The 18550-nt window shown below is 67.8% G+C and carries 24 protein-coding genes and 1 riboswitch; of the genes, 13 read left to right on the top strand and 11 right to left on the bottom strand.

All coding sequences use genetic code 11. The annotated features are described in order from the left end of the window. The first annotated feature begins 33 nt into the window (after positions 1 to 33). Positions 34 to 609, top strand: a complete 576-nt coding sequence (locus ABD231_RS37015; protein ID WP_344163271.1) for a TetR/AcrR family transcriptional regulator — start codon at positions 34 to 36, stop codon at positions 607 to 609. On the opposite strand, the gene ABD231_RS37010 is transcribed toward ABD231_RS37015, so the two are convergent. After that, positions 606 to 1454: an SCO6745 family protein gene (locus tag ABD231_RS37010; RefSeq protein WP_344163268.1), complete on the bottom strand. Its 849-nt coding sequence runs from the start codon at positions 1452 to 1454 to the stop codon at positions 606 to 608. The two genes, ABD231_RS37015 and ABD231_RS37010, sit on opposite strands and share 4 nt — an antisense overlap. Continuing rightward, positions 1451 to 1951: a GNAT family N-acetyltransferase gene (locus tag ABD231_RS37005; protein ID WP_344163265.1), complete on the bottom strand. Its 501-nt coding sequence runs from the start codon at positions 1949 to 1951 to the stop codon at positions 1451 to 1453. Before ABD231_RS37005 ends, ABD231_RS37010 begins: the two co-directional genes overlap by 4 nt. A gap of 72 nt (positions 1952 to 2023) precedes the next feature. Between ABD231_RS37005 and ABD231_RS37000 the strand changes: the two genes are divergently transcribed. Further along, positions 2024 to 3118, top strand: coding sequence for a calcium:cation antiporter (locus ABD231_RS37000; RefSeq protein WP_344163262.1), 1095 nt, complete (start codon positions 2024 to 2026; stop codon positions 3116 to 3118). Here the strand turns inward: ABD231_RS37000 and ABD231_RS36995 are convergent. From ABD231_RS36995 to ABD231_RS36985, 3 genes are all read right to left on the bottom strand, one after another. Further along, a complete protein-coding gene (locus tag ABD231_RS36995) occupies positions 3084 to 4514 on the bottom strand; it encodes an ankyrin repeat domain-containing protein (protein WP_344163259.1) in 1431 nt (476 codons plus the stop codon). The two genes, ABD231_RS37000 and ABD231_RS36995, sit on opposite strands and share 35 nt — an antisense overlap. Positions 4515 to 4662: 148 nt before the next feature. Next, positions 4663 to 5019: a YybH family protein gene (locus ABD231_RS36990; protein ID WP_344163257.1), complete on the bottom strand. Its 357-nt coding sequence runs from the start codon at positions 5017 to 5019 to the stop codon at positions 4663 to 4665. Positions 5020 to 5031: 12 nt separating this feature from the next. After that, positions 5032 to 6066 carry an amidohydrolase family protein gene (locus tag ABD231_RS36985; RefSeq protein WP_344163255.1) on the bottom strand — a complete coding sequence of 345 codons (1035 nt, stop codon included), beginning with the start codon at positions 6064 to 6066 and terminating at the stop codon, positions 5032 to 5034. Between the two features lie 120 nt (positions 6067 to 6186). Between ABD231_RS36985 and ABD231_RS36980 the strand changes: the two genes are divergently transcribed. The 3 genes from ABD231_RS36980 to ABD231_RS36970 are packed head-to-tail and all read left to right on the top strand — an operon-like array spanning position 6187 to position 7678. Next, positions 6187 to 6612, top strand: a complete 426-nt coding sequence (locus ABD231_RS36980) for a hypothetical protein (RefSeq protein WP_344163253.1) — start codon at positions 6187 to 6189, stop codon at positions 6610 to 6612. A gap of 3 nt (positions 6613 to 6615) precedes the next feature. Continuing rightward, positions 6616 to 7038, top strand: coding sequence for a thiol-disulfide oxidoreductase DCC family protein (locus ABD231_RS36975; protein ID WP_344163250.1), 423 nt, complete (start codon positions 6616 to 6618; stop codon positions 7036 to 7038). Next, on the top strand, positions 7010 to 7678 hold the full coding sequence (locus ABD231_RS36970) for a TetR/AcrR family transcriptional regulator (protein WP_344163247.1): 669 nt from the start codon (positions 7010 to 7012) through the stop codon (positions 7676 to 7678). The genes ABD231_RS36975 and ABD231_RS36970 overlap by 29 nt, the downstream gene beginning before the upstream one ends. A gap of 1 nt (position 7679) precedes the next feature. Here ABD231_RS36970 and ABD231_RS36965 read toward each other — a convergent pair whose 3' ends face one another. Beyond that, positions 7680 to 8180, bottom strand: coding sequence for a DinB family protein (locus tag ABD231_RS36965; RefSeq protein WP_344163244.1), 501 nt, complete (start codon positions 8178 to 8180; stop codon positions 7680 to 7682). A gap of 177 nt (positions 8181 to 8357) precedes the next feature. Between ABD231_RS36965 and ABD231_RS36960 the strand changes: the two genes are divergently transcribed. The 4 genes from ABD231_RS36960 to ABD231_RS36945 all read left to right on the top strand — a co-directional run bounded on the left by ABD231_RS36960 (position 8358) and on the right by ABD231_RS36945 (position 12852). Beyond that, the gene (locus tag ABD231_RS36960; protein ID WP_344163240.1) at positions 8358 to 9986 is read left to right on the top strand and encodes a DEAD/DEAH box helicase; all 1629 of its coding nucleotides are present in this window, start codon (positions 8358 to 8360) and stop codon (positions 9984 to 9986) included. A gap of 179 nt (positions 9987 to 10165) precedes the next feature. Next, positions 10166 to 11062 carry a phosphotriesterase family protein gene (locus ABD231_RS36955; protein WP_344163326.1) on the top strand — a complete coding sequence of 299 codons (897 nt, stop codon included), beginning with the start codon at positions 10166 to 10168 and terminating at the stop codon, positions 11060 to 11062. A gap of 12 nt (positions 11063 to 11074) precedes the next feature. Next, positions 11075 to 11443 (top strand): DUF1304 domain-containing protein, encoded by a 369-nt coding sequence (locus ABD231_RS36950; protein WP_344163237.1) that lies wholly within the window; start codon positions 11075 to 11077, stop codon positions 11441 to 11443. 38 nt (positions 11444 to 11481) lie between these two features. Beyond that, the gene (locus ABD231_RS36945) at positions 11482 to 12852 is read left to right on the top strand and encodes an MFS transporter (RefSeq protein ID WP_344163234.1); all 1371 of its coding nucleotides are present in this window, start codon (positions 11482 to 11484) and stop codon (positions 12850 to 12852) included. Here ABD231_RS36945 and ABD231_RS36940 read toward each other — a convergent pair. Then, on the bottom strand, positions 12833 to 13474 hold the full coding sequence (locus ABD231_RS36940; RefSeq protein WP_344163231.1) for a LysE family translocator: 642 nt from the start codon (positions 13472 to 13474) through the stop codon (positions 12833 to 12835). The two genes, ABD231_RS36945 and ABD231_RS36940, sit on opposite strands and share 20 nt — an antisense overlap. Before the next feature lie 97 nt (positions 13475 to 13571). Here ABD231_RS36940 and ABD231_RS36935 point away from each other — a divergent pair, with 97 nt between their 5' ends. The 4 genes from ABD231_RS36935 (at position 13572) to ABD231_RS36920 (ending at position 15923) form a co-directional block, all read left to right on the top strand. Then, a complete protein-coding gene (locus ABD231_RS36935) occupies positions 13572 to 14186 on the top strand; it encodes a hypothetical protein (protein ID WP_344163228.1) in 615 nt (204 codons plus the stop codon). A gap of 123 nt (positions 14187 to 14309) precedes the next feature. Beyond that, a riboswitch (cobalamin riboswitch) is annotated at positions 14310 to 14374 on the top strand. Between the two features lie 52 nt (positions 14375 to 14426). Beyond that, the gene (locus ABD231_RS36930) at positions 14427 to 14624 is read left to right on the top strand and encodes a CbtB domain-containing protein (RefSeq protein ID WP_344163225.1); all 198 of its coding nucleotides are present in this window, start codon (positions 14427 to 14429) and stop codon (positions 14622 to 14624) included. A gap of 4 nt (positions 14625 to 14628) precedes the next feature. Then, on the top strand, positions 14629 to 15375 hold the full coding sequence (locus ABD231_RS36925; protein WP_344163222.1) for a CbtA family protein: 747 nt from the start codon (positions 14629 to 14631) through the stop codon (positions 15373 to 15375). Beyond that, entirely contained in the window at positions 15372 to 15923 is a 552-nt protein-coding gene (locus ABD231_RS36920) for a histidine phosphatase family protein (protein WP_344163219.1), read from the top strand. The genes ABD231_RS36925 and ABD231_RS36920 overlap by 4 nt, the downstream gene beginning before the upstream one ends. Before the next feature lie 165 nt (positions 15924 to 16088). On the opposite strand, the gene ABD231_RS36915 is transcribed toward ABD231_RS36920, so the two are convergent. From ABD231_RS36915 to ABD231_RS36900, 4 genes are all read right to left on the bottom strand, one after another. Beyond that, a complete protein-coding gene (locus ABD231_RS36915; protein ID WP_344163216.1) occupies positions 16089 to 16553 on the bottom strand; it encodes a hypothetical protein in 465 nt (154 codons plus the stop codon). Beyond that, positions 16550 to 17119 carry a hypothetical protein gene (locus ABD231_RS36910; protein WP_344163213.1) on the bottom strand — a complete coding sequence of 190 codons (570 nt, stop codon included), beginning with the start codon at positions 17117 to 17119 and terminating at the stop codon, positions 16550 to 16552. Before ABD231_RS36910 ends, ABD231_RS36915 begins: the two co-directional genes overlap by 4 nt. 71 nt (positions 17120 to 17190) lie before the next feature. Further along, complete coding sequence (locus tag ABD231_RS36905) at positions 17191 to 17568, bottom strand: VOC family protein (RefSeq protein ID WP_344163211.1); 378 nt, start codon at positions 17566 to 17568, stop codon at positions 17191 to 17193. A gap of 9 nt (positions 17569 to 17577) precedes the next feature. After that, positions 17578 to 18210: a class I SAM-dependent methyltransferase gene (locus tag ABD231_RS36900; RefSeq protein WP_344163209.1), complete on the bottom strand. Its 633-nt coding sequence runs from the start codon at positions 18208 to 18210 to the stop codon at positions 17578 to 17580. Positions 18211 to 18550: the final 340 nt, after the last annotated feature.

Below are 18550 nucleotides of genomic sequence, written 5' to 3'. Positions count from 1 at the left end.
GTTCGTATCAGACACGGTGTTACGCTGCGTGCCATGGGTAACCGGGAGGCGCTGGTCGAGGGCGCGAAGCAGTGTCTGGTCCAGAAGGGGTACGGCCGGACGACCGCGCGCGATATCGCGTCCACGGCCGGGGTCAGCCTGGCGGCGATCGGCTACCACTTCGGCTCCAAGGAGGCCCTGCTCAACGAGGCGATGCGCGAGGCACTCGACGAGTGGGGCGCCGATGTCGGGCGCGCGCTCGCGCCCGCGGCCGGCCAGAACACCAGTTACGAGCGTTTCGTCGGGACCTGGCAGCAGGCGATCGGCAGCCTCTCCGAGGCCAACGTGAAGGCGCTGTGGACCACCCAGTTCGAGGTGCTCAGCGCGGGGCAGCCCGGCCTACTGGCTGAGCTCTCGAAGCTGCAGGGCGAAGCGCGCGAAGGGTTGGCACACCTCTTCGGCGGTGTCGATGCCGACGCGGACCAAGCCGAGGTCGACCGGATCGGCTCGTTCTTCCAGGCGCTCCTGCTCGGTGTCGTCGTGCTCTACCTCTTCGACCCGACCAAGGCCCCCAGCCCGGAAGACCTGGCCGCCTCGATTCGCATAATCGCCGAGCGGATCGACCACTAGTCCCAGCGCAGACCCATCGGGTTGTCCGGCGGAAGCAAGCCGCCAGACATCAGTACGGCGCTCAACGGGTACACCAGGTCGTGCAGCTCGGTCGTGAGGTCGTCGCCGAGCGCACGCCAACCGGTGTCAGCCAACGCATCGGTCGTGTCTTCGACCTGCTGGCGAAGCGCCCGACCGGCATCGGTCAGTGCGCCGGCCGCGTCGAGCAGTCCCCGCGAACGCAGGTCGTCCTCGGCAGCCGCCCACTCCTCGGCACTCCAGCGCCGGGCAATGTCGAGGAGCCCCTTCGTCGGGCCGCCCGCCGCCGCGGCCGTCACCAAGGCCTGGCACGGACCGAGCTCAGCGGCGACGAGTGCAGCCACATGCCCGTCACCACGCGACTCACGCAGAATCGTCGTCGCGTGCCACAGCACGAGGTGCGGCTCATCCGGCCAGTCGAGCGCCGCATTGGCCGCCCCGAGCGCGCGCCCAGCCAGCGGGGCAGCCTCGGCTGCCTGACGTGCCACCTCAGCCACGCGGTCGAACGACGGCAGCGGATCGAACAACCGTCGTACGGCGGTATCGACCGCAGCGAGCCGTGCTTCCAGCAACTGGGCCGGGGTAGCGCGGTCCCAGACGTCCGGGACCGATCGGGCGACCATCGCCGGGTGGAAGTTGTAGAAGATCGCGGCCACCAGCTCGGGTGACGCGGCGCCGAGTGGCGCAGCGCGACAACCGAAGTAGCTCATCCAGCCGCCCTTGAGCCCCAAGGCATCGGTCGCCTGCCTGGTCTCGGGCGCAAAGAAGCTGATCGCTTGGAAGGGCTCGAGCGTCTTCCACATCCGGCGTGCGCGGTTGTCCCTCACACCAGCGGACGGTACATCACATGGAGCCCGACGTACCCGAGTTTGGCGTGTTCGAAGGCCTCCGGCACGGTCCCGGCGATCCGGAACCCGAGCGCCTGCCACAGATGGACGGCCGGCTCGTTCGTCTCCACCACCGCGTTGAACTGGATCGACCGGAAACCCTCCTGCTCGGACCAGGCGATCATGTCCTCGCAGAGCAGCCGCCCGACGCCGAGGCCGCGGGCTTCCGGGCTGACCATGAAGCTGGCGCTGGAGACGTGCGCGCCCGGACCGGGACGGTTCGGGTACATGTTCGCGCTGCCGAGGACGGTGCCGTCGGCATCGACAGCGACCGTGGTGCGGCTGCGGGGCGCGGTGGTCATCCACATCGCCTGTGCCTGCTCGTAGGTGAGGTCGGGATCGTAGACGTACGTCTCCCGTGCGGCGACGATGTCGTGGAAGAACGGCCAGATGGCCGGCCAGTCGGCGTCGGTCGCGACCCTGATCTGCACTGTCATGATGCGAAAAGCATCACCTTCACCGCTGCAACTGCCAACCGATTTAGTGTTGGTCTCATAGGATGAGTGGGGATGACAAGCTCCGTGGTCCATGGGTTGCCGCGCTGGAGTCTGGCCGTGCCCCCGCTCGCCTTCGTCGTCCTGGTGCTGTCCTGGGGCCGTGATCTCGGTGCGATCCTGCTGATCCTGGTCTGCGCCGGTCTCGGCGCCGCGGTGATCGCAGCCGTGCACCACGCCGAGGTCGTCGCGCACCGCGTCGGCGAACCCTTCGGCACACTGATTCTCGCGCTCGCCGTGACGATCATCGAGGTCGCACTGATCGTCACGCTGATGGCGTCCGGCGGTGACAAGGCCGCGTCGCTGGCTCGCGACACCGTGTTCGCCGCGGTGATGATCACCTGCAACGGCATCCTCGGCATCGCGCTCGTGGTCGGTTCGTTGCGGCACCACGTGCAGGAGTTCCGGGTCCACGCATCGAGCGGCGCACTCGCGGTGATGACCGCGCTGGTCACGCTCAGCCTGGTGCTGCCGACCTTCACGACGAGCGCGTCCGGGCCTCGATTCAGCGGACCGCAGTTGGCGTTCGCCGGCGTGGTCTCCCTCGTCATGTACGGCGTTTTCGTCTTCGTGCAGACCGTCCGGCACCGCGACTACTTCCTCCCGGTGAAGTCTTCGGATGACACCGATGACGATCACGCCGCCGCGCCCAGCGGGAAGGTCGCGCTGATCAGCCTCGGCCTGCTGTTCGTCTGCCTGGTGGCCGTGGTCGGACTGGCCAAGACGGTCTCGCCGAAGCTGGAGTCCGCGGTCGAGTCGGCCGGTGCTCCGCTTGCGGTGGTCGGTGTTGTCATCGCACTGCTCGTGCTGCTGCCGGAGACGGTTGCGGCCACCCGCGCGGCACTCCGCAACCGCCTCCAGACCAGCGTGAACCTGGCGCTCGGCTCGGCTCTGGCCAGCATCGGCCTGACCATCCCGGCGATCGGGATCGCCTCGATCTGGCTCGACGGCCCGCTGGTGCTCGGCCTTGGCGGCAAGGAGATCGTGCTGTTCGCGCTGACGGTCGCGGTCAGCACCATCACCCTCGCCACCGGCAAAGCCACCCTGCTGCAGGGCGCCGTTCACCTGATGGTGTTCAGCGCCTTCCTGTTCCTCGCGGTAAGCCCTTGAGGTAGTCGGCCACAGCCTTCTGTTGATTGTGCTCGGCCCAGCCGAGCGCATCCGCGTCGTACATCCGATCGTGGAGCCAGGGGTCCGCACCGAGCTCGACCAGTCGCTTGACCGTTGCCAGATGTCCGTTCAGAGCAGCCCGATGGATCGGTGCAGCACCCGCCATGTCGTTCACGTCGAATCCCAAGCGCTGCAAGGGTTCCAGTGCTTGGGTCTGCCCGGTCTCGGCGGCTCGCATCACCAGATGCGGATTGCGCGCAACCGCCCGGGCAGCAAGGTCAGCGCTCGCTGAAGGTGACTCCCCGCGCCAGGCGGCGGCGTACAGCTCGTGTACGTCGTCCAGTGGTGCCGCGCCGTGAGCGCGCAGCAGGTCCGCGATCTCGGTATGGCCTTGTACGGCGGCGAATTCGTACGCACGATGCCCGCCGAACACCGGGTGTTGCGTCCCACGCCCTTCCGGATCGATGCCCTGGGCAAGTACCAGTTCGACCCGACGCAACAGACCTTCGGACGACGCGAACACGAGCTCATCCTCCAGCAACTGCTGAGGTGTCGGATGCGCCGCCGTCATCCGCTCATGCCACGGACCGCCGTCACCCCGACCCAGTCCGAACTCGAGCAACAGCTCCAGGTGCACTTCGTCGTACGGCGGGGGTGAGCCCGGACCGCAGTTGTACATAGTCTGGCTGTCGTTCGGATCCGCGCCGGCCTCAAGGAGCACCCGAGCCAGCTCGGCGCGGTTGTGATGCGGAGGCTGGTCGCCTTCGCCGCGGCCGAAGACGCCGGTGAGCGCGGTGAACGGCGAGGGTAGGCCTTGCCAGAGATATCCCGCGTTCGGATCGGCGCCGTTCGCCAGCAGGAGTCGCGCGATCTCGACCTGGTTCGGTGAGTCGATGCGGCTGTAGGTGAGATAGACCAGCGGCTCCCACTGGAACGGTCCGCCCTCGACGCCTGCCAGATGGAGATTGCGACGGACGCCCTCCAGCTCGCCGGTCACCACCATCGTATAGATGTTGCTCTGGGCAACTTCCGGCAGAAACGCTTGGGCTGCTTCCTGCCGGGCCGGATCGTCCTCCCCGTAGTGCAGTGTCGTCAGCCGGAGGAACTCGTCGGCGCGCTGCTCGGGAGTGTCCAGCGGGCCGCCGACCTGTTGGCGATGAGGGAAGCGGGTGTAGCGCCCGACGAGCTCGAGATGACGCACGATCCGCGGCCAGCTGGGGAATCCGTAGCTGCGCGCGATCACCAACTGCGCGTCGGCCAGCGTGTTCACCGGATGGAACTCGGAAGCCAGCGCGACCGCGGTCGGATCACCGGCCTGAACGTTGGTGAGCAGCCGTTTGGCCTGCTTGCGGAGGTGATCCAGATTCGGTTCGTTCGGAAGATTACGGGTCGGCATGGCCGACCTCCTCTCTACGAGCCTGCTGTCCGCGTCGTCAGGCGAGAAAGGAGGTTTACGAACGTGTCACCAACTCACTGCAACAGGTGGGCTGAGCCCTTCCCGCGGACCGGTGGCGCCCTGAGCGCCTACCCGAAACGGTAGCTCATCAAGGCTTCTCCATCCACCATTCGGTGAACTCGTGCGCCCGGTCCTTGGTCAAACGGATCACCCACAGGTTGCTGAACTCACCCGGCGGCTCGGTCAGGTACGTCGTCCAGCCGCGGACGAACCCGACCCCGTCACCGAAGCCGAGCACCTCGTACTCGAAGGCCGTTTCGCCCGGCGCGTCCGCGACCTCCGCCCAGGCCTCCACGATCGCGTCCCGCCCGACCACCGGCTCCTCGTCCGGCCGCCGGTACCAGACCGCGTCCTCGGTCCACAGCGCCGCGACATCGGCCGGGTCGTTCGACTCCCAGGCCTTGCGGTACTTCGTCACCCACCGGTCCAGATCCTTCTCCCGCATACCGGCATCGTCTCAAGCGATCCGGTTCCCCTTCAGTACGACGCTCGCCGGGGTCGCGAGGATTTCCGGGTGCTCGCGCGGATCCGCGTCGTACGTGACGAGGTTGCCGTCGCCGGTCAGCCCGAGGTACTCCTGCGCTCCGGTGGAGGCGGCGACGAGTGCCTGGGTGACGGTCAATCCGTGCTTCACGAGCTGGTCGACCTCGCCCGCGACCGAGCCGACCACGTCAGAGCCAGCCAGCACGCGGACGCCGTACTGGTCGGCTAGTTTCACCATCGCGCCGAGGTGTTCGGACCGGGCCAGTCGGCGTTCTCGTCGCTCGGGGGTCTCATTCGGAGTCTCGCCGACGGATGCGCACAGCGTTGGGGTCCAGGCGCCGCCGCGGGCGCCGAGGGTCTGCAGATCGGCCTCGCTGATCACGGTCCCGTGCTCGATCGAGTCGACGCCGACACGGATCAGCTCGCTGACGACCTCGGTGTTGCAGTGCGCGGCGACCCGCGCGCCGCGACTGTGCGCGAGGTCGACCACTGCCGCGACCAGGTCGATTTCGTAGGTCTGGGCCGGCGGACTGCCGAGAAGCGAGCCGTCCGGCGCCATCTCGGGGAAGTCGGCGACCAGCTTCAGCCAGGTCGCGCCGTCGGCCATCTCCGCCTCGACCGCGGTCAGCAGTTCCTCGGGGGCGACCGGCTCATGCATCCGCGGGAAGTAGTACCCGGCGGGCGCGAGGAACCGGCCGGCCGCGATGACGACGGGCCGGCCATCGTCCGGCGTACTGGCCAGCTTGAGCGTGACCGAGCGGTCGCCGCCCACGTCGCGCACCGCGCTGACGCCGGCCGCAGCCAGCCCGGCCAGCCGCTCGGTGGCGAAGTCGCTCCCGAACAACCGCGGGCCGAGCTCATCCGTCCCCACCGTCAGGTGGCAGTGCGAGTCGACCAGACCCGGTACGGCGAATCGTCCGGGGAGCGGCTGTGGATCGCCCGAACCGACCGTCAATCGGGTGCTCTCACCGGCGGGAAGGGCGGTTCCTTCGAAGACCCAGGTCGTCATCCCACCATCCTCACCCCGAGCGAGACCCAGGTCACCACGGACTCCACTTGAACATGTTCAAAACCTCGTCGTACGCTCAACTCACGATGATTTGAACGTGTTCAACTGTGAGGAACGAACATGAGCATGACTGTGACGACGTACCTGACCTACCTGGCGGTCGCCGTACCGCTGACGATCTGGGTGGCCCGCACCCTGAGCCGGAACGGCCGCATCTTCCTGATCGACGTCTTCGACGGCAACGAGGCCTTCGCCGACGCGGTGAACCGGCTGCTCGTGGTCGGCTTCTACCTGCTGAATCTAGGTTTCGTGACCCTGTTCCTGCGCTCGAAGAACCCGGTCCTGGACGCCAGCGGGGTCTTCGAGGCCCTGAGCGTGAAACTCGGCATCGTGATGCTGGTCCTCGGTGGCATGCACCTCGCCAACGTCTGGGTCTTCAACCGAATCCGCCGCCGCAGCCAGGCCGAGCGCCTGGCAACACCCCCGGTCCCGCCCAACGCCGTACTGGCTCCCCAGCCCGAGCCCCCGCTCAACTACGGCTACTGATCCATGCGGGAGCTGACGGTCTTGTACGACCCGCACTGTGGCCTGTGCCGCCGGTTCAAGCACTGGCTGGCGGCCCAGGCGCCGGCTCCCGACGGCCAGGGCGGGGTGGTGCGCACGCGCTTCGTCGCGGCGGGGTCGGCGCAAGCGCGGGCGCTCTATCCCACCCTCGACCACGAGGCCACGCTGCGGGACGTGACGGTGGTCGCCGACGACGGATCCGTGTACGTCGATGAGCGGGCTTGGATCATGTGCTTGTGGGCGACGTTCGAGCACCGCGCCACGGCCGTCCGGCTGGCGACTCCGGCGATGCGGCCGGTGGCGCGGGTGATGATCCAGGCGGTGGCTGGGGTGCGGCACCTGACCGTTGAGACGCGTGGGGGTGACTACGCTGACGGGTGTGACGGACAGTGCGACCACCAAGGGTGAGCAGACGCGTGAGCTGATCCTGTCCACCGCGCTGCGAATGTTCCGCGAGCAGGGGTACGGCAAGACGACGATGCGGGCGATCGCGGCCGAGGCGGGGGTCTCGGTCGGGAACGCCTACTACTACTTCGGCTCCAAAGAGCATCTGATGCAGGCGTACTACGACCACCTGCAGGATCAGCACCGGGAGGCGGTGCAGGCCGTCCTGGCTGGTGACAAGAGCTTCACCGCCAGGATGATCGGCGTACTGCGGGTGTGGCTGGACGTGTCGGCGCCGTACCATGAGTTCGCGGGGACGTTCTTCAAGACGGCGGCTGATCCGAAGAGCCCGTTGTCGCCGTTCAGTGCGGAGTCGCAGCCGGCGCGGGATGCGAGTGTCGAGGTTTTCCGTCAGGTGATCGCCGGGTCGGATCTGAAGCTCTCGCCGGAGTTGGCGGCGGAACTGCCCGAGCTGTTGTGGCTGTTCCAGATGGGGATCGTGCTGTTCTGGGTCCACGACGACAGCGACGACCTCCGCCGTACCAAGCTGCTGATCGACCGCTCGGTACCGCTCATTGACCGGCTGCTGCGGCTGACCCGGATCCCCGGGGTGCGCGGAGTGGTCAACGACATCGTCGGCCTGATCCGCGCCATCAAGGTGTGAGCTACTCGCCAGTGCTGCCGTCGATGCGTTCGCGCAGCAGGTCCGCGTGGCCGTTGTGCCGCGCGTACTCCTCGATCAGGTGGATGTAGAGATAACGCACGCTGTATTCACCCTCGCGACGCGGACGCAGGAAGGTGTCATCGAGGCCGTAGCCCACCGCGATCTCCTCAGACTCCTGTACGGCGGCCGCGTACGTCTGCAGGTCGGCCTCCGCCTCCGCAGCATCGACGAGGTCGAAGTCGCCATCGGGATGTTCGTAGGTCCAGTAGCGGTCTGGGACCACCTCGCCGGCCAGGCAGGTTTTGAACCAGTACTGCTCGACTTCCGTGAGATGGCGCACTAAGCCGAGCAACGACATGCTGGACGGCTCGACACTGCGCCGTACCAGCTCCTCCCCGCTCAGACCGCTCACTTTGAGCAGCAATGTCTGCCGATGGAAGTCGAGAAATCCCTGCAGCAACTCGCGTTCGGCGGCGATCTGGGGCGGGTCTGTTCTGGTCACGGAGACAAACTAGCTGGGGGATGGACCTCCGGTGCCGTACACTGACTGTGACGGCCCGCCCAGTTCTGCCTCGGGCCAGGAGCACTCTGTGACAGAGGTGCTCGCAGTCGACCCCCAAGCGCCGCGGCCCCTGACGGCCGCGCCGGGCAGGACGACCCCACGATTTTTGGAGTACTTATGGCGGCCCGCCGCCCCCTTTCGCAAGCCACGAACACGTCCACCTCCGCCCCGTCCTCCCGCCCGCGCCGCCGGCGCCCGGCCGCGAAGAAGACCAACGAGAATGTTGCACAGAGCAACAACTCGGTCACTGCTTCGGAGTACGACTCGGTGATCCCGCTCGAGGTCCCGGACGACCTGACCTTCGCCGATCTCGGCGTACCGGCTGCTCTGACCGCGGCGCTCGCCGCGACCGGGGTGACCAAACCCTTCCCGATCCAGGCGGCGACGCTGCCGGATTCGCTGGCCGGCAAGGACGTTCTCGGCCGCGGCCGGACCGGCTCCGGCAAGACCTACGCCTTCGTGCTGCCGCTGCTGGCCCGCCTGTACCTGCGCGGTAACAAGCGACAGTCGAAGGCTCCGCGGGCCTTGATCCTGGCGCCGACGCGCGAGCTGGCGACCCAGATCCAGGCCTCGATCCAGCCGCTGGCCGATGTGCTCGAGCTGCGCACGATGACGATCTTCGGCGGTGTCGGCCACGGCCCGCAGACGACCGGACTGCGTAAGGGCGTCGACATCGTCGTCGCCTGCCCCGGCCGCCTGGAGGACCACCTCAAGGCCGGCAACGTGAAGCTCGACGCGGTGGAGATCACCATCCTCGACGAGGCCGACCACATGGCCGACCTGGGCTTCCTGCCCGCCGTTCGCCGGATCCTCGAGGCGACGCCGGTCAAGGCCCAGCGGCTGCTGTTCTCGGCCACGCTGGACGCGGGCGTCAACGTCCTCGTGCAGCGCTTCATGACGAACCCGGTCACGCACAGCGTCGACTCGGCGCAGTCGCCGGTCTCGAAGATGACCCACCACGTGCTGCACGTGAAGGCCGACAGCCGGCTCCCGGTGCTGGTCGACCTGACCGCGGCACCCGGTCGGACGCTCGTCTTCACCCGCACCAAGTACGGCGCCAAATCGCTCACCAAGAAGCTGATCGCCCAGGGCGTTCCCGCGGTCGAGCTGCACGGCAACCTGTCGCAGGGCGCGCGGACGCGCAACCTCGAGGCGTTCTCGGCCGGTACGGCGAAGACGCTCGTCGCGACCGACATCGCCGCGCGCGGTATCCACGTCGACGACGTCACGCTGGTCATCCACGCCGACCCGCCGGTCGAGCACAAGGCCTACCTGCACCGCTCCGGCCGCACGGCCCGCGCGGGCGCCGAAGGCACGGTCGTCACGCTGATGACCGACGACCAGGTTCGCGACGTGCGCGACCTGACCCGCAAGGCCGGCATCGCCCCCAAGACCACCAAGCTCGCGGTCGGCGACCCGCTGCTCGCAGAGCTCGCCCCCGGCGAGCGCGTCTTCATCGAGCCCCCGGCCAAGCCCGCCGCCACCGAGGTCACCACCTCGGGCCGTGGTCGCGGCCGAGGTCGCGGAAACGGCCGCGGCGGAGCCACCTCTCCCCGCGCGGCTGGCACCTCAGCCCGCGCCGCCGGGACCTCACCTCGCGCGGCCGGGACCACCTCGTCCCGTCCCGCTGGTGGGACCGCTCCGAACCGCGGTGGGGCGAAGTCCACCGCCGCCCGCACCGGCGACAGCCCGTCCGCCTCGCGCGGCGGCCGCCGCCGTCGCGGCCCCCGCAAACAAGCCGCCTAACCCCGGCCCCCGCAAACAAGCCGCCTAACCCCCAGCGCCGCTTCGGGCCGCCCGCGCCACCACTGGTGGCGTGAGACAGGAACTGATGGCCGGAGACCTGACACCACAGGTCTCCGGCCATTGCTTGGTGTCTCCGGCCACCACTGGTGGCCGGGGCGGCGGGTTAGGTTGGGGTGGTGATGATTCGGACGGTGTTGGGGGAGCTCAGGCCGGATGGGCTGGGGATTTGTGACGCGCATGATCATCTGTTCTTCCGCTCGGTGATGCTGCGCGGCCAGGAGCTGGATGATGTGGATGCCGCGGTTGCTGAGGTTGGCGAGTTCGCGGCCGCGGGCGGCCAGGCGATCGTGCAGTGGACACCGTACGGGTTGGGCCGCCGGGCCGAGGAGCTGCCCGGGATCTCAAGGCAGACTGGGGTTTCGCTGATTGCGGCGACCGGTCTGCACCGGGCCGAGCACTACCCCGACGGCTTCGTCGAGAAGGTGTGGCCGCGGCTCGCGGAGGTCTTCCACGACGAGCTGACCGTTGGCATCGGCAACAGTTCGGTCCGGGCCGGGCTGATCAAGGTGGCCGGTGGATTCCATCGGCTCGACGACCACGCGCAGTACGTGATGCGCGCTGCCGCGGAGGCACATCACGCCACCGGCGCACCGATCGCGATCCACCACGAACTCGGGTCCGCGGCCGACGCCGTACTGGACCTGCTGGTCGACACCCTCGTCGTACCGCCGGAGAGTGTCATCCTCGGACATCTCAATCGCTTTCCGGACGCGCGGGCGCACCTCGACCTGGCGAGGCGGGGTGCGTGGCTGGCGTTCGATGGCCCATCGCGGGCAAACAACGCGACCGATCCACACTTGCTCGAGTGCCTGGCCGGGCTCATCGACGCCGGGTACGGCGACCGCTTGCTGCTCGGCGGGGACACGACGACCGCGAAGGCGCGGGGCGCGACCGGCGAGGGACCGGGGATGTCGTTCCTGCTGACCACGCTCCGGCCGCGGATCATCCGCGAGTTCGGCGCCGACACGGCGGACGCGATCTTCCGGAGGAATCCGGCCCGGGCGTTCGCCTGGTAGTACGGTTCGGCCATGAGTGTCGTCGCACAGGTGTTCGTCGTGGTGGCCGGTCTGTTCCATGTCGCGATCTTCGTCATGGAGAGCCTGTTGTTCCGCAAGCCGAGCACGTATCAGCGGTTCCTGGTCAAGGACGAGGCCGAGATGAACGCCGCCCGGCCGTGGGCGTTCAACCAGGGGTTCTACAACCTGTTCCTGGGCGCCGGCGCGCTCGGCGGGCTGATCGCGGGCGGCGACAAGGGCCACGCGATCGCGCTCTTCAGCTGCGCCTGCATGGCCGGTGCCGGCATCGTCCTGGTCGCCTCCGACCGCCGGATGCTGCAGGCCGCGGCCACCCAGGCACTGCCCCCGATCCTCGCCTTGGTACTCGCCGCGACCCTCTGATTGACTTCAACCGCACTTGAAGTCGGAAGGTGTTCGGCATGACCACGACTGCCGAACCAACGCTTTCGACTCCAGGTGTGTTGTCCCCGCAGTACCGGGCGCTGACGATCGGCATGGTCGCGCTGATCACGCTGGTCGCGTTCGAGAACCTGGCCGTGACGACCGCGATGCCGACCGTCGCCCAGGCGCTCGACGGCCTGTACCTCTACGCGCTCGCGTTCGGCGGCCCGCTGGCCTCCGGTGTGGTCGGGATGGTTGTCTCCGGCACCTGGAGTGACCTGCGCGGCCCGACCCGGCCGCTCTGGCACGGGACGGCCTGGTTCCTCGGCGGCCTGGTGATCGCCGGGATCGCGCCGAGTATGGAGGTCCTGGTCGCCGGCCGGATCATCCAGGGCTTCGGCTCGGGCCTGCTCACCGTTGCCTTGTACGTCGTCGTCGGTCAGCTCTACCCGGCGATTCTCCGCCCGCGGATCTTCGCCGCATTCGCGACCGGCTGGGTGGTGCCGTCACTCGTCGGCCCGGCGATCGCGGGGCTGATCGTGGAACACACCAGTTGGCGGATCGTGTTCCTCGCCGTACCGGTGCTGGCGATTCCGGCGGCCTTCGTGATGCGGCCCGGGCTTGCGCGCGGCGACCGGTACGACGTTCGTTCGGGGCGGCTGTGGGACAAGCAGGCGCTGTGGGCGATCGCGGCCGCGGTGGGCGTCGGGGTGCTGAACTACGGCGGCCAGCAGCACGGCGTACTGCAGATCGCACTGCTCGGTGTCGGCCTGGCCGCGATCGTGGTGTTCGCACCGAAGCTGTTGCCGCGCGGAACCTTCGCCTTCGGGCGCGGGCTGCCGTCGGTGATCGCGTTGCGCGGGCTGGTCGCCGCGGCCGGGTTCGGGGCGGAGGTGTTCCTGCCCCTGATGCTGACCCGCGAGCGCGGCTTGTCCCCGGCCGTCGCCGGCCTCGTGCTCACCGTGAGCGCGCTGAGCTGGACGCTGGCGTCGTGGTGGCGCGGTCGCCCGAAGCACCGGTTCGGACCGTCGGTCTTCTTGCAGGTGGGCATGATCGCGATCGTGCTGGGGATCGGGATCGCCGTACTGACGCTCGATCCGCACGTGCCGGTCGTCGTCGGCATCCTCGGGTGGAGCCTGACCGGGTTCGGCATGGGCACGGTCTTCCCGACGCTGTCGGTGCTGGTTCTCGAGTACTCCGAACGCGCCGAGCAAGGTGCGAACAGCTCTGCCCTGCAGCTCAGCGACTCGTTGTCCACGGCAACGGTCCTGGCCGTCGGCGGCTCGCTCTTCGCGGCGATCGAGCCACACTCCCCGGTCACCGCATACCTGGTTGCCTTCGGAGTCCCCGCCGTACTGGCTCTGCTCGGGGTTCAAGCGGCGCGGCGGACTACTCCTTCGTCCCGGTAACGGCGATCCCGGCACCGAGCCCGATGATCATCAGCCCGCCCGTCCCACCGACAAGCTCGAGCCGGCGCGGCGACCGCGCGAACCACTCCCGCGCCGTACCGGCCACGAACGCCCACAAGCTGTCGGACAACAGCGCGATCGTGATGAAGACCAGCCCCAGCACCAAGATCTGCACCCAAGCCGGGCTCCCCGCCCCCTGATCCACAAACTGCGGCAACGCGGCGGCGAAGAACACCGCAGTCTTGGCATTGGTCACCCCGACCAGAAACCCCTGCCGCAAGGTCTTCCGGGTGCTCCCCGGCCGGGCGGCGGTGGTCATCGCCTCGACCAGCGACTTCCGCGTCCGAAACGCATGCACCCCGAGATAAATCAGGTAAGCCGCCCCGGCCAGCTTCACCACAGTCAGCGCCACCGCACTGGCCGCGATCAACGTCCCCAACCCCAGCGCCACCAGCACCAACATCACCGAGGCGCCCAGCGTGTTCCCCAACATAGTCACCACGGCCTCACGCCGCCCGACGGCGAGCGCACGACCCACAATGAACAACACACTGGGCCCCGGAATGACGATCATCACCAACGCAGTAATCGCAAACGCAAGCAAGTGCTGAGCGGAAGGCATGAGCACAGCGTAAGTCGAAACTTCCTTCAGCGTGACAAGTATTCGAACCGTCTCGAAAAGGTGGCCCACTCCCACTCCCCATGTCACGGTGACGCTCATGACTCAGCTCTCCCGCCGATCCGTCCTAGGCCTGGCGGCCGCAGCCACCGCCGCCCCACTGGCCCTCCGTCTCCCAGCGCACGCGGCTCCCGCCACCGGCTTCGACCTGCGGACCGATGCCTGGACCCACGTCAACGCCGGGCGCCCCGACATGTCGTACTGGACCGCCCCGGCCGATGACCGGACGGCTCGCGATGCTGTCCACGTGGGGCTGTTGCAGCAGCCATGGCCCTGGCGCTCGTTCGTCCGCTTTCCGCTGTCCGCAGTGGCCGGCTCGACGATCGAAAGTGTGGGATTCCAGGCCCGCATCGCGAGTAAGAGCTTGCTGAACGGCCGAGTCGAACTCTGGCATGTCGCAGACATCGACCCGGCGGTGGCCCTGACCTGGAACAACACCAACTCGACCGCGACCTGGCGGACCGGGCTCGGCTCCGACCCAGGAACCGGGCCGGCCCTCTCCTACGGGAGTGGGTCGCTGCTCACGGCGGTTCAGGAGGCGGTGGCTCGGCAGGCGTCGCACATCTCGTTCGGTCTGCGCAACTCCGTCGAGAACACGGTCAATTGGAAGACCTTGGACCGGGATGCAGTGTCGCTCCTGATCTTCACCGCCTAGCCACGCCTCGACGTCAACCGAAGGCTCAAGGTCGATTGAGGTGATTGTCACGCCGGAGCCGTAGCTCGTTGACCCCTCTGTGGGGCGGCGGCTACGGTTCGGAGGACAACTGCGATGCCCGAGGGAAGCCGGTGAAAGTCCGGCGCGGCCGCGCCACTGTGAGCGAGCTTGCTCGCGAGTCAGGATGCTCGGGCACCAGCAGCCTTTCGAAGGGGACGCGCACTTCCCCAGGAGGTTCAGATGGCAGCTCCTGCCCAGTCGGTCGGCGTACCGGCGATCTCGTCCCGGTTGCTTCTTCTTTCCGCGCTCAGCGTCGGCCTGATGCTGCTGCTCGCTTATCTGGTCGGCTTCGACCAGGGGGCGGTCTCGCAGTCGGGGATGTACCTGCACGAGCTGATGCACGACGGTCGGCACCTGCTCGGCGTGCCCTGCCACTGATCAGATGCGCACCTTCGGATCACTCCTGGTGCGCGGCCTGATCGTCGGTCTCTTCGCCGGCCTGCTGGCCGGAACCTTCGCTTATGTGATGGGCGAGTCGCGGATCGATGCCGCGATCGCGATCGAAGAAGCCAACGCGGGCGCGCACACCCATGACCATGGCGACGAGCACGCCGCCTCTGAAGAAGAGCCCCTGGTGAGCCGGAACGGCCAGCGGGCCGGCCTCTTCCTGGCCACCGGCCTGTACGGCGTCGCCCTCGGCGGCATCTTCGCCGTCGGCTTCACCCTGCTCCGGCGCAAGCTCCGGACGGACAACGACTCGTACGCCGCCCTCGGCCTGGCCGCCGCCGGTTTCATCGGCATCGTCCTCGTCCCGTTCCTCAAGTACCCGCCGAACCCACCGGCCGTCGGCGACCCCGAGACGATCACCCGCCGTACCGTCACCTACCTACTGGCGATCGTGATCGGCCTGCTCGCGGTCTGGGCCGGCGTCGCGCTATCACGCTGGACCGCCCGGTACGGCGAAGTGGCCCGCCTGGCCGGCGGTGTCGCGGGACTCGTGCTGACCGTGGTGGCGGCGTACCTGATCCTGCCTCGAATCAACGAGGTTCCGGACACGTTCCCCGCTACGCTGCTCTGGCAGTTCCGGTTCGCCTCGCTCGGTACGCAGGCGACACTGTGGCTCCTGCTCGGTTTCGGGTACGCCGCCACCGTGGCCCGCCGGCCATCCGAACAGAAGGTGTCTGTTTGAGCTCGTTGACGCTGGTCGCCCACGCACTGACCCCCGCGCTGCGCGGCCTCGTCCTCGGCGGCGCCCCCGACCCAGACCCAGCAAGCGTAGAAGCGGCCCGCGAACTAAAGCTCGAGGCCGACGCCACGTACGCCGGCCCCGAGCCCGCCGCCATCCAAACCGCCGAAGCCCTAGGCCTGACCCCAACCGTCGAACCGGCCCTCCGAGACCGCGACTACGGCGACTGGTCAGGCCGCGGCCTCGAAGATCTCCTAGCCGCAGACCCCACCGGCGTCGCCGCCTGGCTAGAGCGCCCCCACACGGCCACCCCAGCCGGCGAAACGGAAAACGACGTCATCACCCGAGTAGCCGACTGGCTAGGCGACCTAGTAGAACGCCACGACGACCGCAGCACCCTCGTCGCCGTCGTACACCCGGCAGTCGTCCGCGCAGTAATCCTCTACATCCTCGACGCCCCAGCCGAGTCCCTACGCCACGTAGACATCCGCCCCCTCGCAACCGTCACCCTCTCCCACCACACCGGCAACTGGTCCCTAGCCTTCCACTGACGGTTAGAGAGTGGGAAGGAAAAGACCAACAGAAAAGACAGAAGAGCAAAAGCAAAAAGACGAGAGATTTAGATTGGGCTGGGTGCCCAGATCCGTTGCCTGCAAGGACCCCGCCGCGCTGGAGCACTCATCCGCGCGGCACCGACCAGCTTGTAGTTCGGTTGGTCAGGTTGCTGACTGGAGGATCTGGTCGATCGCGGGCTGAAGGGTTTTGATCAGTTCATCCCCGATGGCGAGAGCGTCTTCGACGTCGGCAGCGCTGACTGCCTCGGCGCGGTACTCCGCTCCGTGACGGACATAGCGGAGTTCGGCTGCGTCGATCACGATCCGGCTGGCCCCGAAGTTGGAGGCAATGGCAGCTGCAGCATTGAAGGTGATCACGTGAGCGGACTGGCCTTTGGGTCGTAGGCCGGTGGCCATGACGAGCGCCAGACTGGTCTTGCGACAGGCATCGTAGGCCAGTTGGAAAGCGCCCTCGGGGTCGCCGGCCGCAGCGCCTGCTGCTGCGGTGCGCAGGTGATTGCCGGCCTGACGTAGGAGATTGGTGGTCACCGACTCGTCGACCGGGACTCGTTCGACCGCTCCTTCGCTGATCAGGCTGGCGATGGTTGCGCGGGCGGCGGCGTTCACCGTGCGGCTCCGGTCTTGTCAATGACTGTCAGATAAGGGTTGTTCTGGACGGTTTGGATGAAGGTGGTGGTTCGTCCGACCCATTCTTGCGAGGTAATCACCGTGAGTTGGACGGGGACGCCGAGTTGCTCCTCGAGTTGCGCGTTGGCTCGGCGCAACGCGCGCGGCTGAGGTGCGCCGACCACAATCACGTCGACGTCGTTCGGCGGGGGGCCAGGCTCCCCGTGATAGCGCCGTGCCCAGGAGCCGATGATGAATGCGAGTTCGATCCCGGGAACTTTCGACAACTCCCGCGGTACGACGACGGCGGGACCGTAGGCGCGGCCGAGGATCTGCACCAACGGCTCGAAGTAGGGGCTGGCCGTGTTGGCTGAGACCAAGCGGGCGTTGCCGGCGCGGCGTTCGCGCAGTAGTCCACCCTCGACCAGGCGATTGACCTCGCGAAGGGTATTGGGCTGTGCGACTCCGGCGACCGGCTCAAGCGTCGCGATGGGCTGCTCACGGTCGGGCACGAGGAACAGCCAGGCGAGAATCCTTGCCTGCGCCTCGGAGCGAAAAATTGGCATCAGCGCCGAAGGGGAAGTAGCCACATTCCGTATAGTACTATACGGCAATCGTATAATCTAACCCGCGGTAGTCAGCTGGTGGCGGCTCGTTCGGTGGCGCTTCGGAGGACGCAGAACTCGTTGCCTTCGGGGTCGTGCATGACTACCCAGCCGGTGCCGTCGGGGTTGCGGAAGTCGGTGCCGATGGTGGCGCCCAGGGTCAGGAGCCAGGCGACCTCTTCGTCTCGGGGGCCGTCTGGTTCCAGGTCGAGGTGCAGGCGGTTCTTGCCGGCTTTGCCGTCGTTGTTCTGCTCGAAGAGCAAGGTCCCCGACTCGGTCGGCACGCTCGCGTAGGGGTCGCCGGGCTGGTCGTCGTCCGGGCGCTCGGTGCGCAGGACCTGCAGCCAGAAGCCGGCCAACTCGTACGGATTGTGCGCATCGAAGGTCACTGAACGAACGCGTGAAGTCATGCCTCGACCCTACTTCCGGAACACCAGCCGGTCCTCGGGATTTTCCGCTGCGTACGGCGTGAATCCTGCCGCGACCGCAAGCTCCGTCAACTGCTCCGGCAACCACAGATGTACCCAGATGTCCATCGGGAGGTCGCCGTACCCCGATGTCTTGTGGTTCGACTCCGTGCCGACATGGAACCCCATCAGGAGCAGACCGCCGGGTGCCAGCACCCGATAGAACTCGGCCAGCGCCTGCGGTACGACGTCACGCGGCAGATGAATGATCGACCACCAGGTCACCAACCCACCGAAGTGCTCGTCGGGGAACTCGAGCGCGGTCATCGAGCCGACGCGGAAGTCGAGCTCCGGGTGATCCCGCCGGGCGACGCCGATCATGCCCGGCGAAAGGTCGAGCCCGATCACGGAACCGCCCGCGGAGCCCGGCGCAGAGCCGACAGCACCCGCGGCGGCGCTCCCTGCCAGCAGGGCGGTTGTCCGCCCGGGACCGCAGCCGGCGTCGAGCACCGGCCGGCCTGCCGCCATCCGGGTGACCAGGCCGAAGCCCTCCAGCTCCCAGTCCGGCCCGTCCACCACACGCTCGGCGTACGACACCGCAACCGTGTCGTACGACGTGCTGATCCTCGCAAGTGCATCTGTCATGGCGCGACCCTAAATGCCCCCGCCGACAGAGCTGGCCTGCCGAGTTGGGGGTCACCCCCAAAGCCGGCTAGTTAGGCGGTTCGGGGGTGGTGTCAAGAGCGGTGCTGTACGGCGCCGCTGGGGAGCGCTACCCCACCGAATCGGCGGGTGGGGCTCACCCAGCCGTGTGGAAAGCGTGGTGGTGGGTCCTCCTCCAACCGGTTTGGGGAGTTGGGTCGCGGCCGGCTCGGTTGGCGCCCGCCCGAGCTGCCTTGCCTATCCGGCTTTGGGGCTGACCCATCTGCTGGGTTCACCCATCCGCTTGTGGGTTCTGTACTCGCATGCGGGTGCAGAACCCACA

The sequence above is a fragment of the Kribbella yunnanensis genome (assembly GCF_039529655.1).
GTDB lineage: Bacteria > Actinomycetota > Actinomycetes > Propionibacteriales > Kribbellaceae > Kribbella > Kribbella yunnanensis.
The sequence above is the reverse complement of the archived record's forward strand: the minus strand, read 5'-3'. Positions and strand labels throughout refer to the sequence as shown.

Coding starts and splice junctions, on each gene's coding strand:
- ABD231_RS37015 (WP_344163271.1), top strand. CDS start 34: ATGGGTAACCGGGAGGCGCTGGTCGAGGGCGCGAAGCAGTGTCTGGTC.
- ABD231_RS37005 (WP_344163265.1), bottom strand. CDS start 1,951: ATGACAGTGCAGATCAGGGTCGCGACCGACGCCGACTGGCCGGCCATC.
- ABD231_RS37000 (WP_344163262.1), top strand. CDS start 2,024: ATGACAAGCTCCGTGGTCCATGGGTTGCCGCGCTGGAGTCTGGCCGTG.
- ABD231_RS36995 (WP_344163259.1), bottom strand. CDS start 4,514: ATGCCGACCCGTAATCTTCCGAACGAACCGAATCTGGATCACCTCCGC.
- ABD231_RS36990 (WP_344163257.1), bottom strand. CDS start 5,019: ATGCGGGAGAAGGATCTGGACCGGTGGGTGACGAAGTACCGCAAGGCC.
- ABD231_RS36985 (WP_344163255.1), bottom strand. CDS start 6,066: ATGACGACCTGGGTCTTCGAAGGAACCGCCCTTCCCGCCGGTGAGAGC.
- ABD231_RS36980 (WP_344163253.1), top strand. CDS start 6,187: ATGAGCATGACTGTGACGACGTACCTGACCTACCTGGCGGTCGCCGTA.
- ABD231_RS36975 (WP_344163250.1), top strand. CDS start 6,616: ATGCGGGAGCTGACGGTCTTGTACGACCCGCACTGTGGCCTGTGCCGC.
- ABD231_RS36960 (WP_344163240.1), top strand. CDS start 8,358: ATGGCGGCCCGCCGCCCCCTTTCGCAAGCCACGAACACGTCCACCTCC.
- ABD231_RS36955 (WP_344163326.1), top strand. CDS start 10,166: ATGATTCGGACGGTGTTGGGGGAGCTCAGGCCGGATGGGCTGGGGATT.
- ABD231_RS36950 (WP_344163237.1), top strand. CDS start 11,075: ATGAGTGTCGTCGCACAGGTGTTCGTCGTGGTGGCCGGTCTGTTCCAT.
- ABD231_RS36945 (WP_344163234.1), top strand. CDS start 11,482: ATGACCACGACTGCCGAACCAACGCTTTCGACTCCAGGTGTGTTGTCC.
- ABD231_RS36940 (WP_344163231.1), bottom strand. CDS start 13,474: ATGCCTTCCGCTCAGCACTTGCTTGCGTTTGCGATTACTGCGTTGGTG.
- ABD231_RS36935 (WP_344163228.1), top strand. CDS start 13,572: ATGACTCAGCTCTCCCGCCGATCCGTCCTAGGCCTGGCGGCCGCAGCC.
- ABD231_RS36930 (WP_344163225.1), top strand. CDS start 14,427: ATGGCAGCTCCTGCCCAGTCGGTCGGCGTACCGGCGATCTCGTCCCGG.
- ABD231_RS36925 (WP_344163222.1), top strand. CDS start 14,629: ATGCGCACCTTCGGATCACTCCTGGTGCGCGGCCTGATCGTCGGTCTC.
- ABD231_RS36910 (WP_344163213.1), bottom strand. CDS start 17,119: ATGCCAATTTTTCGCTCCGAGGCGCAGGCAAGGATTCTCGCCTGGCTG.
- ABD231_RS36905 (WP_344163211.1), bottom strand. CDS start 17,568: ATGACTTCACGCGTTCGTTCAGTGACCTTCGATGCGCACAATCCGTAC.
- ABD231_RS36900 (WP_344163209.1), bottom strand. CDS start 18,210: ATGACAGATGCACTTGCGAGGATCAGCACGTCGTACGACACGGTTGCG.